Annotated in this window: 8 protein-coding genes; 3 read left to right on the forward strand and 5 right to left on the reverse strand. The window is 61.4% G+C overall.

Annotation, left to right across the window (positions count from 1 at the left end; translation table 11 throughout):
• Window positions 1–32: 32 nt before the first annotated feature.
• Window positions 33–1424 carry a DUF512 domain-containing protein gene (locus tag VJ464_09035; protein ID HKQ05262.1) on the reverse strand — a complete coding sequence of 464 codons (1392 nt, stop codon included), beginning with the start codon at window positions 1422–1424 and terminating at the stop codon, window positions 33–35.
• 198 nt (window positions 1425–1622) lie between these two features.
• On the opposite strand from VJ464_09035, the gene rpsO reads away from it, so the two are divergent.
• The 3 genes from rpsO (at window position 1623) to VJ464_09050 (ending at window position 7871) form a co-directional block, all read left to right on the forward strand.
• Window positions 1623–1892 (forward strand): 30S ribosomal protein S15, encoded by a 270-nt coding sequence (gene rpsO, locus VJ464_09040; GenBank protein HKQ05263.1) that lies wholly within the window; start codon window positions 1623–1625, stop codon window positions 1890–1892.
• A gap of 506 nt (window positions 1893–2398) precedes the next feature.
• Window positions 2399–4684 carry a polyribonucleotide nucleotidyltransferase gene (gene pnp, locus VJ464_09045; GenBank protein HKQ05264.1) on the forward strand — a complete coding sequence of 762 codons (2286 nt, stop codon included), beginning with the start codon at window positions 2399–2401 and terminating at the stop codon, window positions 4682–4684.
• A 169-nt stretch (window positions 4685–4853) separates the two neighbouring features.
• Window positions 4854–7871 (forward strand): zinc-dependent metalloprotease family protein, encoded by a 3018-nt coding sequence (locus tag VJ464_09050; protein ID HKQ05265.1) that lies wholly within the window; start codon window positions 4854–4856, stop codon window positions 7869–7871.
• Between the two features lie 61 nt (window positions 7872–7932).
• Here VJ464_09050 and VJ464_09055 read toward each other — a convergent pair whose 3' ends face one another.
• The 4 genes from VJ464_09055 to VJ464_09070 form a co-directional block, all read right to left on the reverse strand.
• Window positions 7933–8742 (reverse strand): 2OG-Fe(II) oxygenase, encoded by an 810-nt coding sequence (locus tag VJ464_09055; protein HKQ05266.1) that lies wholly within the window; start codon window positions 8740–8742, stop codon window positions 7933–7935.
• 110 nt (window positions 8743–8852) lie between these two features.
• Window positions 8853–11366 (reverse strand): TIM-barrel domain-containing protein, encoded by a 2514-nt coding sequence (locus VJ464_09060; protein ID HKQ05267.1) that lies wholly within the window; start codon window positions 11364–11366, stop codon window positions 8853–8855.
• A 78-nt stretch (window positions 11367–11444) separates the two neighbouring features.
• A complete protein-coding gene (locus VJ464_09065) occupies window positions 11445–12395 on the reverse strand; it encodes an MBL fold metallo-hydrolase (protein ID HKQ05268.1) in 951 nt (316 codons plus the stop codon).
• Window positions 12396–12513: 118 nt separating this feature from the next.
• Complete coding sequence (locus tag VJ464_09070) at window positions 12514–13836, reverse strand: inositol-3-phosphate synthase (protein HKQ05269.1); 1323 nt, start codon at window positions 13834–13836, stop codon at window positions 12514–12516.
• Window positions 13837–13927 lie beyond the last annotated feature (91 nt).

The raw sequence follows: 13927 nt of genomic DNA on the forward strand, positions 1-13927 counted from the left end.
TTCCGGTATGATAAGCCGATTCGGGTTATCCGCTAAACCGCAAAGACACGGTTGCGGGCGCGGGCTTCGAGCTGCTGCGCCTGTTCGATCATGGTGGCCAGCGTCGGCCCGCTGTGGGCGACCGGAAGCCCCAGCTCGCGCTCCAGGTCGGCGAGCGTCAGGTCATCGAGAAAGATGTGTCCCGACTTCAAGCACGCCTGTTCCGGCACGATGACAAAGCTGCCGCGAATCTCTTCGCGCGCCCGCAGCACGTCGGTGCCGCCGAGCAAACCCGCAACCGTCACCTCCGGGCCGAAGAACCGATTTTGCACCGCCACGGTCTTCAGCCGCGTGCTGAATCGCTCATTCAATTCCGCGACGTAGCGCGCCAGGATCGGCTCAAACAACTGGCCTGTCACCACCGTGCCGTCGAGCCCGCCGGGCGCCAGCCGCATCGTTGATCCGAGGTCGCGCTTGAGCGTCGCCCGCGCCCCGATCACAAAGCGCCGCACCATGCCGACGCCGTCTTCGATCTGCGGATAATCGCCATAATGCCGGCGACCGGGCAGCGGCAAGCCGGCGCGCAGGTAAAACTCGTCGGCCAGAAAGACGAACGTCGAGCCGAAGCGCTCGCGAAACGCCCGCTGCACAGGGCGCATCTCGCTAATCAAGTCGCGCGCAAACTCCGGCGTTACCGCCGTCATTCGGTCTTTGTAGTTGTGCAATTCCGTAAACACAACCGGCACGACGGCCACGGATGAGAGGCGCGGATATAGCTCGGCCAAATCCTTAATCGTGCGGCGCAGCACCGCGCCGTCATTGATCGTCGGGCAGAGAACGATCTGCGCGTGCAGATCGATGCCCTGCTCGGCCAGATAGCGCATCTTGCCGAGCACGTCGTCCGGGCGTTTGCGCCCGAGCAGGTACTGGCGCACTTCGGGGTCCGTGGCATGCACGGAAACGTACTGCGGCGACAGGCGCTGCTCGACGATGCGCTCCAGCTCCATCTTCGAGATCGACGACATGGTGGTGTAATTGCCGTGCAGGAACGACAGGCGAACGTCTTCGTCTTTGAAGAAGAGCGATTCGCGCGCGCCTGCCGGGTTCTGATTACAGAAGCAGAAGATGCAATCGTTGGCGCACTGGCGCGGCGAGAAGTATTCGAAATCGAGCCCCCAGATTTCGCCCTCGGCCACTTCGACATCGATTTCGCGGGTCTCGCCCGACGCTTTGACGACTTCGAGCCGCACGCGGTCTTCGCTGCCGGTGTAGTATTGCCAGTCGAGAAAATCGCGCAGCGCCTGGCCGTTAGCCTTCATCACGCGGTCGCCGACGGCAAGACCGATTGCTTCGCCCAGCCCGAAAGCGTCCACGCCGCTGACCGTGACGCCGCGCTCTTTTTTGATGTTGATCGGATAGACCGTCTCGAACAGTTCTGTGTACATAGCAAGCCCTGGCACCATGCGAGCCTCAGGCTCGCACAGTAAATCATGTATTGTACACGGGCCGGCTGCGGATTTCACGGATTATTAGGCGCCCCTGTAGCCGCCGCGCCGCCCTTTACAGCCCGGCGGCGCGTATGTTAACTTTTTTGGGTTCAAGAGGAACAAGAATTTCTATCCGTGTAGAGGAGAGTAGCGAACGTGGCGTTAGCGAAGGAAGCAAAGACCGGCATCATCGGTCAGTACAGAGTTCACGAGTCGGACACCGGCTCGCCGGAAGTTCAGGTGGCGCTGTTGACGCAGCGCATCAACGACCTCACCGAGCACTTCAAAACGCATGTGAAAGATAACCATTCGCGGCGCGGCCTGCTGAAATTGGTCAGCCAGCGTCGGCGCTTGCTCGACTACTTGCGGCGCAAGAACGCCGAGCGCTACCGCGAAGTCATCAGTCGTCTGGGTATAAGGAAATAGAGATCACGAGGGAAAGGCCGCGCCAAAGCCAGGTTGCTTCGGGCGGCCTTCTCAATTGTCGGCTCTCTGGCGCGCGGCCAGTCGGCTCACACCCGCCAGGCAAGAAGCAACCGTTCGGGTACAGCCGGCCTGCGCAGTTTATTCTCGCACTCGCGCGTCGGTTTATCGGTTCAGACACCGCCATCGCACATGATGACCACGGGAGCGCGCCGGCCAGGCCGAGCGGCTCACCGTGGTTTCGTTTTTTTCAGGCAACCCCTGCACACCCCGGCTCGCCGCCCGTATGGCGCATAGTCCGGCGTGGCAGCCAGCAAAGTCGCGCAACCCAGGACGGGCCATCCCGGCAACCATCGGGGCGCTCAAGGATGGAAGCAGGCGTGATGCACTTCGCACCCCAGGGTCGCGATCAGGGCCGCTCATAGGCCGCCCCGGCGATCATCGAATGGGGCCGAAGCCGCCAGGCGCACACGCCCTGCGCGCGCAGCGGAAGGAATAAGGAGACAGATATGGAGTTGAAAGAAAGCGTTCAATTAGGCGGACTCGACTTTTCTATCGAGACCGGCAAAGTCGCCAAACAGGCGGATGGCGCGGTGATCGTGCGCTACGGCGACACAATGGTTCTCGTCTCGGCGGTCGGCTCGACGCCGCGCCCTGACATTAACTTTTTCCCGCTCACGGTTGAATACCGCGAGTACGGCTATGCCGCAGGGCGCATCCCCGGCAACTACTTTCGCCGCGAAGGCCGCCCGTCGGAAAAAGAGACCCTGACCTCGCGGCTCATTGACCGCCCGCTGCGCCCGCTGTTCCGCGAAGGCTACCGCGACGACACGCAGGTGATCGCGCTCGTGCTGTCGGCGGACGAAAACTATGATTCCGACGTGCTGGCGATTACCGGCGCCTCGGCGGCGCTTTACCTGTCGGATATCCCGTTCGAAAACCCCATAGCCGGCGTGCGCGTCGGCTTGATCGAAGACCGCTTCATCGTCAACCCGACCTACGACCAGACGCGCGCCTCGCAACTCAACCTCATCGTCGCAGGCTCCGAAGAAGCCATCGTGATGGTCGAAGCCGGCGCGCAGGAGATCTCGGAAGAGGTCATGGTCGAAGCCTTGATGTTCGGCCATAACGAGATCAAGAAGCTCTGCCGCATGCAAAAGGAGATGTATCAAAAGCTCGGCGTCACCAAGCGCGAAAGGCCGGCGCCCGAGCTTGACGCCGAGATGATGAACGACATCTCTGGCCGCATCACCGATGACTTGCGCGACGCGCTCGACACCGGCAAGCACGGCAAGCTGGAAAGCTATGCCAAGGTGGACGCGCTCAAAGAGGCCACCGTCGCGGGCTACCCCGAAGAGGAGCCCGACAAGCGTAAGATGGCCAAGACGATCTTCGATCACCTGAAAGAGAAGGTCTTCCGCGAAGACATTCTCGAACGCCGCCACAGGCCCGACGGGCGGCGCTTCAGCGAGATTCGTCCGATCTCGATTGAGACCGGCTGGCTGCCGCGCACTCACGGCTCGGCGCTGTTCACACGCGGCGAGACGCAGGCCATCGTCACGGCGACCCTCGGCACCAGCGAAGACACTCAGTTCATGGATGACCTGGAGAAGGGCGAGATCAAGCGGCGCTTCATTCTGGCTTACAACTTCCCGCCGTTTTCGGTTGGTGAAACGGGCCGCATCGGCTCGCCGGGACGCCGCGAGATCGGCCACGGCGCGCTGGCCCGCCGCGCCCTTGAGCCCATGCTGCCGAGCGAAGAAGAGTTCGCCTACACCCTGCGCATCGTCAGCGACATCACCGAGTCGAACGGCTCAAGCTCGATGGCGACCATCTGCGGCGGCTCGCTGGCGCTGATGGATGCCGGCGTGCCTGTGAAGCGCGCGGTCGCCGGCGTGGCGATGGGGCTGGTGATGGAGGGCAATCGTTACGCGATTCTCACAGACATCGCCGGCGCCGAAGACCACTATGGCGATATGGACTTCAAAGTCGCCGGCACGCGCAATGGCATCACGGCGTTGCAGATGGACATCAAGGCCACAGGCATCAACGCCCGCATTCTCGCCGACGCGTTGCAGCAGGCCAAGGATGGCCGCTTCTATATCCTCGACAAGATGGAGGCGGCGCTCAACACGCCGCGCGAAGAGATCAGCCAGTACGCGCCGCGCATCCTCACCATCCAGATTCCCGTTGATAAGATTCGCGACGTCATCGGGCCGGGCGGCAAGGTGATCCGCGGCATCGTCGAGAAGACCGGCGCCAAGATCGATGTCGAAGACAGCGGGCGCATCAACATCGCTTCGGCGAATCTGGAAAAGGCCGAAGCCGCCAAGGCGATCATCGAAGGCATTACGGCGGTGCCCGAACTGAACAAGACCTATCTTGGCACGGTCCAGCGAATCGCCGACTTCGGCGCGTTCGTCGAGATTCTGCCCGGTACGGACGGCTTGCTGCACGTTTCCGAGATTGCCGATTATCGCGTCCGCGACGTGCGCGACGAATTGCACGAGGGGCAGCAGTTATTGGTCAAGGTGATCAATGTTGACCCGTCGGGCAAGATTCGCCTGTCGCGCAAGGCTGTGTTGAAGGACGAGCGCGCCGAGCGCGGCGAAGAAGAGCCGGAAGATGATCGCGGCAACCGCGACGGCGAAGGCGGGGAAGAGCGCGGCTATCGTGAAGATCGCCCGCGCGACGACCGCCCGCGTGATGATCGCCCGCGCGGCCCACGTCCCGGCGGCGGCGGGCGTGACCGCCGGCCCGGCGGCGGCGGCGGCGGCCGCGGCCCGCGCCGCTAAAGCCGACACTTCAAAAGCGAGTCGAGTGGCAAGGGCAACGATGGCAACGTAGGCCATCGTTGCCTTTTTTCTTTCCGGGCAGATCAAATTGCGACCGGCGGCTCGGCGTGGCATTATATCCCTGGACATTCGATCATTGCCGAACCGACATTCCAGGGAGCAATGATCCATGCGTCATACCTTTCTTTTCCGCCGCTTCATTCTAATCGCTCTGATTCTGGCCGCGGGCTTCACTGCCGCGGCCTTCTTCGATCACGCGGTTGCGGCACAGCAAGAGGCGACCGATCCTTTCTGGAGCGACATCAAAGAGCGGCATATTAAAAACCGCGAGAGCCGCAATATATTTCCCGAGTCATACCGTACCGTGCGCCTGAGGAAGCAAGCGCTCCGACAGGCGCTCGCCGGCGCGCCGCCGGAGTTCACCGCCCATGCCGAGCGCAACGACGTGCGGATCAGCATGCCGCTGCCCGATGGCAGCTTCGGCAACTTCCGCGTTGAGGAATCGCCGATTATGGAGCCTTCGCTCGCCGCTCGCTTGCCCGACCTGAAGACCTATGCCGGTCAGGCGGTGGATGATCCGGCGGTGACAATGCGCTTCAGCTGGTCGCCCGATGGCTTGCAGGCCATCATCCTGTCGCCGAAAGGCATCGTCATCGTCGCCCCTTATGCCGGCGATAACAGCCGCGATTACCTGGTCTATTACAGCGCCCTCGATTCTCAGGAGATGGTCTCGAAGCAATGCCTGGTGAGCGGCGCGATGCAGAACGAAGCTCTGTCTCGCGGCGCGGTTCAGCCTATGGATGACTTCGCCCCCAGCGTCGTCGCCGGCTCGACCTTGCGCACCTACCGGCTGGCGGTCGCCGCCACAGGCGAGTTCACCCAACAATATGGCGGCGGCAGCGTCACGCAGACGCAAACGGCTATCGCGCAGAACGTCAACCTGATTAATGCCATCTACCAGAAAGAGCTTTCCATTCGCTTGACGCTGATCGATAACACCCCGATCATCTTCACCGACCCGAACACCGACGGGTATACCAACAGCAATCCCGGCACGATGCTCACAGAGAACCAGACGAAGCTGGACGCGGTGATCGGCTCGGCCAATTACGACATCGGCCATGTCTATGGCGCGATTACCGGCTTGCCTGCCGGGTCGCGCTCGTTTTCGGGGATCGCGTTTATCGGCGTCGCCTGCGCGGCGGGCCAGAAAGGCAAAGGCGCGTCGACGATGGGCGGCGGCTCGACCACCGACACCATTTTTGTAACCGGCATTACGCACGAGTTCGGCCATGAGCTAGGCGCGTCGCACAGCTTTAACACCGGCTCCAGCCCCTGCGGGCCGCAACGCAGCGCCCAGAGCGCCTGGGAGCCGGGCGGCGGCTCGACGCTGATGGCCTATAGCATCTGCGGAGCCGAGAATCTACAGCCGTCAACCGACCAGTACTTTCACACCGGCAGTCTTGAGCAGATCATCACCTATGTAACGTCGGGCGGCGCCTGCGCGGCGCAAAGCTCGACCGGCAACCACCCGCCGCTGGTCGAGGCCGGGCCGAACTATACGATCCCGTCACGCACGCCATTCGCATTGACGGCGATGGCCAGCGACCCGGACGGCGACCCCCTGACTTATGCCTGGGAAGAATATGATCTCGGCACCGCTTCGCCGCCGAACACAGACGATGGCAGCCGCCCGATTTTCAGATCACACCCGCCGGTGACCAGCCCGACGCGGCTCTTTCCTTCATTGAAGTACATTCTCAACAACGCCAATGACCCGCCGCAGACCTATGTCCTCAACGGCACCACCTACACGACCGGCGAGGCGCAGCCGACGACGAACCGCATCATGAATTTCCGCGTCACGGCGCGCGATAACCGCGCCGCGGGCGGCGGCATCCAGTCCGACGCTATGCAGGTCACCATCGTCGCGGCGGCTGGTCCTTTTCAAGTGACTCAACCGAACACTGCGGTTAGCTGGGCGGGCGGCTCGACGCAAACCGTCACCTGGAACGTCGCCGGCACTACGGCGTCGCCAATCAGCACGGCGAACGTCCGCGTGCTGCTTTCGACCGATGGCGGCAACACCTTCCCCATCGTCGTTCTGCCGAGCACGGCGAATGATGGCTCGGAGCCGATTCGCGTGCCGAACGCGCCGACCACGCAGGCGCGCATCAAGATTCAAGCCGTCGGCAATATCTTCTTTGATGTGTCGGACGCCAACTTCACGATCACCGCCGGGACCGGCGGCGTCTTCAGACAAAGAACCGACATCGATGGCGATTTAAGGTCAGACATCGGCACCTACAGGGATGGGCTATGGAGCTTTTTGCAATCGTCGCAAGGCTACAGCACCAACAGCGCGCTCTTTTTCAGTTGGGGCGGCGCGGGCAGGCCGCCCATCATTGCCGATTTCGACGGCGATGGCCGCGCTGACATTGGCTACATCGAGCCGCCCGCGGGCGGCCAGAGCGCGACGTATGCCATCTTGCTGTCGAGTCGCAATTACAGCTTCGCGCCGGGTCAGCCGTTGTTCGTGCCGGCGGGCTACCCCTCGCTCGGAGACACGCCCGTCATAGGTGACTTCGATGGCGACGGCAAGACGGATCCGGGCATCTGGCGCTCGTCGCAGGGCGTCTGGATCATCCCGAAATCATCATCGAACTACACCAGCTACATCTTCACGCAATGGGGCCAATCGGGTGACGTGCCTATCGTCGGTGATTTTGACGGCGATCATGTCTCCGACCTCGGCTTCTATCGCAATGGCCTGTGGGGCATCCTGCAATCGTCGCAGGGCTACAGCACCAACAGCGCGCTTTTCTACAGTTGGGGCGGCGCGGGGCTTGCGCCCATCGTTGCAGACTTTGACGGCGACGGCAGGAGTGATCTGGCTTACGTTACGCCGCCCGCCGGCGGCCAGAGCGCCGTCTATTCCATCCTCAAGTCGAGCACCGGCTATAGCACCGGCCAGCCGCTGTTCGTGCCGGCGGGCTACCCCTCGCTCGGAGACACGCCGGTTGTCGGCGACTACGATGGCGATGGCAAAGCCGATCCCGGCATCTGGCGCTCGTCGCAAGCCGTGTGGATCATTCCGAAGTCGTCGGCGAACTACACGCAGTTCATCATCACTCAGTGGGGTCTAACCGGCGACATCCCGCTGCCGCGCATCTTGTCGCAGAACTGAAGCAAAAGGCGGCTGATGAACTTCTCATCAGCCGCCCGCACGATCAATCGAAGCGATGGCGTCAATTCCCCTTCAGGCGGTGCCGGGTCATTTTGGTGAGTTGCGGGAAGGTCTTGCCGAGGGCGTTGAGCACTGCGGCATCGAGCTTCAACAAAGGCCGTTTGATGATCTCTTCCGGACGCCCGGCAAAGGTCGTGACGTTCAGGTAAGCCCTCTCGCTTGCGGGTTTCAGCGCGAAATAGTAATTCGACACGCAGAGCCGCGGCGCATCAACCCGCACCTGATTGACCGAGTGCCAGCTTGTGCGGTTGGTCAGCATGACGACCAGCCGATTGAACCGTGAAAGGACGGTATGCGGCTGGCGAATCTTCTCGTCCCATAGCTCCAGGTTGCCGCCATTCTCCAACTGCCAGTCCGGCGACACATAAAACAACAGGTTCAACAGGCGATATCTGGCGCGGTCGCCGTCATGCGAATTGTCTATGTGCGGGTTGAGGAAATCGCCTTTGCCCATCAGCGAAACGCCGGACGCATAAAGCGACGGATCGGCCTCAAGCCCCTCAAGCCCGGTGATCTCGGCGATGGCTTCGATCACCTGCGGGTGTTGAAAGGCGAACAGGCATTCGCCGATGCACGAGGCGTAGCGATTGACTTCGACGCCCGTGCGCTTGCGCTCGCGCAGCGAAGATTTCAAACTGAGCTGGTCAGGGTCTGGGAAGCTGCGGCTGATCTTCATGGCGTCATTTGCCGGCAGCAGGTCATCGATGAAGAAATGCTTGACCGGCTGCGCTTCGCGCCACATCTGCTTCAGTCCGGCGCTCTGCGCCCGGATACGTTCGGCAACAGCCTGCCCCATCTCATTGCGGTCCATGGGCTACAACCTCCGCTTGCTTGGATAATTAATCAGCAGGGGGCAAATCGCTTAGACAATAGTGAACACTGACAGGCGGCAAAGGTCAAGGTTTTTTTACGTCGCCGCTTTTATCTTATCTGTACGCTGTGCGCCCGGCCATCGTCGGCGATATGAATAACCAGCTCATCAGCCGCCTTCGTCCAGCCGGCGCCGCGCCCGCCGGCCGTGATCGCCGCCAGCGGTTTGCCGTCGAGCGACACCGATGCGGCTCTCGGAGCCGATTTCACGATCAACGTAATGCCGCGCGCGCCGGCGTTATAGCTGCCTTCCGGGGCGCTGAGCTTGATCTGCATTCCTGCGCCTGACCGCGTGGCGCTCACCTGTGTGCGGCGAAAAGCGCCTTGCCTGTAGGCTTGTGTCGCGCCATCGTCTTCATACACGCTCGCCACCGCCTCGCCTTTGGTGTCGGGATAGATCGTGAGCGTCAGCGGGTCGAACGGCTTCTCGCCGACATAGTTCATCTCTGGCCCCATCGGAATCACCGCGCCGGCGCGCACGTACATCGGCACCAGGTCAATCGGCGCGTCGGCTTGAATCAGCGCGCCGCCCTTGAATCGCTTGTTTGTCCAATAATCAACCCATTCGCCTTCGGGCAGGTAAACCCGGCGGCTGGTCATATCGGGCTTCATCACCGGCGCGACCAGCAAGTCTGTGCCGATCATGAATTCGTCGTCCAGCGACAGCACATTGGCGTCGTTCTGATAATTCAAGACCAGCGGGCGGAAGATGGGCAGCCCCGTGCGGTGCGCGTCTTCGAGCTGGGTGTAGAGGAAGGGCAGCAGCCGGTAGCGCAGCTTCAGGTACTTGCGAATGATGTCTTCGTAAGCCTTGCCGAAGCGCCACGGCTCGTGATCGTAGGTGTCGATCTGCTGATGATTGCGCAGCATCGGCGCGAGGAATCCCGCCTCGTACCAGCGCGTCAGCAGCTCGGCATTCGTCCGTCCGATGAAGCCGCCGACATCGCCGCCGATGAACGGCACGCCCGACAACCCCATCGTCGTATACATCGGGATGCTCAACTGCAAAGTCTCCCACGTCGCCGTGTTGTCGCCCGTCCACATCGTCGAGTAGCGCTGATAGCCCGCGTAACCGGCGCGCGTGATGACATAGGGGCGCAGGTTTGGCTGTAAGCGCAGCAGCCCTTCATAAGTGGCGCGCGCCATCAGCAGCGCGAAGACGTTGCGGTTCTTGCCGTAGAGCGAGCGCTCGCCTTCGTCGTCAAATATCAGGTCGGTTTGCGATTCGCCGGACTTATCAACGAAGTCCGACGGCTCGTTCATGTCTGTCCAGATGCCGGCGACGCCGTTGTCCGTGTAGGCGCGAAACAGGTCGCCCCACCAGCGCCGCACGTCTTCGCGGGTGAAGTCCGTGAAGACCGCTTTGCCCGGCCACACCTCGCCGACATACAGGTCGCCGTTCTTGCGACGCACAAAATAATCTTTCGCCACCCCCTGGTTGTAGACGTAGTAGCTCTTGTCTTGCGACGTCAGCTCGGGCGCAGCCGCCGCGTCGGTCGCGCCTTTGGCCGGCGGCTGGTACTTGACGCCGGGATCGACGATGGGAATCACCTTGACGCCTTGCTGTCTGAGCTTGTCGGTGAAAGCTTTCGGGTCGGGATAGCGCGAGGTGTCCCAGGTGAAAACGCGGTAGCCCTGCATGTAGTGGATGTCGAGGTACAGCACATCAAGCGGCAAGTCTTCCTCGCGGTAGCGGCGGACGATGTATTCGGCGACCGCTTGCGGATAATAGCTCCAGCGCGATTGCTGATGGCCGAGCGCCCACATCGGCTGCATCGGCATGCGGCCCGTCAGGTCTGTGTAGCGGCTGATGATCTTCTGCATCGACGGGCCGTTGAAGAAGTAATAGTTCATCTCGCCGCCTTCGGCTGACCATGCGATGTATTCCTGCGACGACGCGCCAAAGTCGAAATGCGAGCGGTAGCTGTTGTCGAAGAAGATGCCGTAAGCGCGCCCGTTTTCCAGGCCGATGTAGAAGGGAATCGTTTGATAGATCGGGTCGGTGCCTTCTTTGTAGGCCGGGGTGTCGGAGTTCCAGTTGGTGAACTGGCCGCGCCGTTTGTCGAGCGGCGCGGCTTTTTCGCCCAGCCCGTAGAAGCGCTCTTCGTAGCCGAGCCGTTTGGCGGCGGCAACCGTGGCGCTCTTCGGGTCATGCATCATCGGCTTGAAATCGCCGTTGATCAGCTCGTGAGTTTTGCTGTCGCGGAATTCGACCGTAAGCGGCGCGCGGCGGATGACGACTTCAAGCTCGTCTGTAGTGATGATGATCGCACCCGCTTGCTCACTGAGGTTCCAGCGCGTGGCGTCCCAACTCGCACGGGCAATCGCCCACGAATGATCGCGCGCCGGCAGCGGCTTCTTAAACGAAGCGCGCACGCGGACGAGATCAGCCGCCAGCACCGTGACCTGCACCTGCGAGCCATCGGCGCAGTTGATCAGCACGCCGTTTGCCGACCGGGTGAAGCTGCCCACCGCGCCGATGGGCTCAAGCCCCGCGAGGTCAATGGCGCTGCCGGTCAAGTTGACGAGAAAGAGCAAGCAGAACGAGGCGAGCAGTCTTTTCATAACGCCCACATCATAATCCCGCGCTCTGAAATTGCAAACGCGATTCGTGGCCCTGCCCGGATGCCGCGCCGCCGCGCACTAATAAATGTCCAGGTCGCTAGCCGAAGCGAGCTTGCCGCGATAATGCTCGCGCATCTCTTTGAGCAAGCCTTCGTCGGTGTCCTGCTCGCCGCCGAAAAACATCTGGTGGTAGAGCACGAGCAGAGCGGGCCTCGCCTTTGTCGCCAGCTCGGCCAGCTCTTTTGTAGAGGTGTGAAAGTGGGTGATGTACTGCCGCCAAGCCTCGCTGCTCTTGTCATAGCCTTGCTGCGTGTAGACCTCGTGCAGCAGGACGTCGCAGCCATTGCAGTTCTCGATGACGCTCGCAGAGGGCGCGCAGTCGCCCGAGATGACGATCACCCGGTCGGGCGTTTCGAAGCGATAACCGTAAGCTTCGGGCCACGAGCCGTGATGCACCAGGAACGCTTTGACGGTGACGTTCTGGTCTTTGTAGACGACGCCCGGCTTAATCTCATGCACGTTCACCTTGTAGCCGGTGCGGTTGCCTTTCTCCAACCCGTTGGTGCGGATGTCAATGTCTTCTTTGTAGGCGGCGAGCAGATGATCGGTCATCGCCTTGATGCCCTTCGGGCCGTAGACTTCGAGCGGCTCTTTTCGGCCCAGTACCCACGGCGAAAGGATGAGGTCGGCATAACCGAGCGTGTGATCCGAATGCAAGTGAGTGGCGAAGGCGATCTTGAGATTCGCAACCGCCAGGCCCGCTACCCCCTTGCGCACGGCGGCCGCCGTGCGCCGCACGACGCCGGGGCCGAAGTCAACCAGGTACGGCGTGTTGTTGACAACGATGGCGACCGCGGGGCCGAAGCGGTCAGGGTTGGCCGCCGGGTTGCCAGTGCCGAGCATCACCACCTGGGTGTGCGTCGCGGGCGCGCTCTGCGGCTGTGAGCGGCCTGGGGAAGGGAGCAGCGCCGGCAGCAGAATCAGCAGGGCGATGGCGGCACATTGAAAGGCCCGATTCTGAGATTTCATCAATCACCTCTAGCGAAATTGCCACGAAGGCACCAAGACATCAGGAATCACTATACACTTCGTGTCCCTTGGTGTCTTGGTGCCTTCGTGGCAATGGCAGACGGATTCGCGACCCGCGCTAGTCGTAATACTCAAGGCCGAGGTGGGTGATCAACTCTTCACCCTTCAAGTGGCGCAGGGTGTTCTTGAGCTTCATCAACTGAATGAACAGGTCATGCTCAGGGTAGAGGCCCGGCGCAGTCATCGGGCTCTTGAAGTAGAACGACAGCCACTCCTGAATGCCGCGCATGCCGGCGCGATGCGCCAGATCCATGAACAGCGCCAGGTCTAAGACAATCGGCGCGGCCAGAATGGAATCGCGGCAGAGAAAATCTACCTTGATCTGCATCGGGTAGCCGAGCCAGCCGAAGATGTCTATGTTGTCCCAGCCTTCTTTGTTGTCGCCGCGCGGCGGGTAGTAGTTGATCCGCACGATGTGGCTGAAATCTTTGTAAAGCGTCGGGTAGACATCGGGCTGAAGGATGTATTCGAGCACCGAAAGCTTCGACTCTTCTTTGGTCTTGAACGATTCGGGATCGTCCAATACTTCGCCGTCGCGGTTGCCGAGGATGTTGGTCGAAAACCAGCCGTGCAGACCGATCAAGCGCGCTTTGAGTCCCGGCGCAATCATGGTCTTCATCAAGGTCTGGCCGGTCTTGAAATCTTTGCCGCAGATCGGCAGGCCGGCGTCCTGCGCCAGCTTCGTCAGCGCCGGCACGTCTACGGTCAGGTTCGGCGCGCCGTTGGCGAACGGCACGTCAGATTTCAGCGCCGCGTAGGCGTAGATCATCGAAGGCGCGATACAGGAATTGTTGTCGCGCAGCGCTTTTTCAAACGACGCCAGATCATTATGCTCTTCGGTGCAGGTCATGAAGATTTCCGTAGACGCGCACCAGACCATGACCAGGCGGTCGCACTCGTTCTTGCGCTTGAACTCCTCGATGTCGGCCATCAACTGCTCGGCCATCTCCATCTTATTCGCGCCCTGCTTGACGTGTGTGCCGTTCAGCCGCTTGACGTAGCGCTGATCGAAGACCGCCTTCATCGGGCGGACGGCTTGCAGCTCTTCTTTGATCTGATTGATGAGGTCGCGTTCGAGGACGCCGGCGTGCAGCGCCGCCTCATAAGCGTCTTCCTCGAAGATGTCCCACGCCCCGAAGACGAGATCGTTGAGCGAGGCGAGCGGCACGAAGTCTTTGACCAGCGGCACGCGATTATCTGTGCGCTTGCCGAGGCGGATGGTGCCCATCTGTGTGAGCGAGCCGATGGGCTCGGCGATGCCTTTCTTGATAGCCGCGACACCGGCGATAAAGGTCGTCGAGACGGCTCCGAGTCCGACGAGCAACACGCCGAGCTTGCCTTTCGCTTCTTCGATAGCGGCGGGAGTTTTCTGATTTGACATAAGAATTCCTTTCTTGCAGTACGTCCGGTCTGCGCTTGTATTCAAGATGGAATTAAATCAGAGAATTGACCAGAGGCTTGCCGCGATGTTG

It is taken from the genome of Blastocatellia bacterium (genome assembly GCA_035275065.1).
Taxonomy (GTDB): Bacteria; Acidobacteriota; Blastocatellia; order UBA7656; family UBA7656; genus DATENM01.

Coding starts and splice junctions, on each gene's coding strand:
- VJ464_09035 (HKQ05262.1), bottom strand. CDS start 1,424: ATGTACACAGAACTGTTCGAGACGGTCTATCCGATCAACATCAAAAAA.
- pnp (HKQ05264.1), top strand. CDS start 2,399: ATGGAGTTGAAAGAAAGCGTTCAATTAGGCGGACTCGACTTTTCTATC.
- VJ464_09050 (HKQ05265.1), top strand. CDS start 4,854: ATGCGTCATACCTTTCTTTTCCGCCGCTTCATTCTAATCGCTCTGATT.
- VJ464_09055 (HKQ05266.1), bottom strand. CDS start 8,742: ATGGACCGCAATGAGATGGGGCAGGCTGTTGCCGAACGTATCCGGGCG.
- VJ464_09060 (HKQ05267.1), bottom strand. CDS start 11,366: ATGAAAAGACTGCTCGCCTCGTTCTGCTTGCTCTTTCTCGTCAACTTG.
- VJ464_09065 (HKQ05268.1), bottom strand. CDS start 12,395: ATGAAATCTCAGAATCGGGCCTTTCAATGTGCCGCCATCGCCCTGCTG.
- VJ464_09070 (HKQ05269.1), bottom strand. CDS start 13,836: ATGTCAAATCAGAAAACTCCCGCCGCTATCGAAGAAGCGAAAGGCAAG.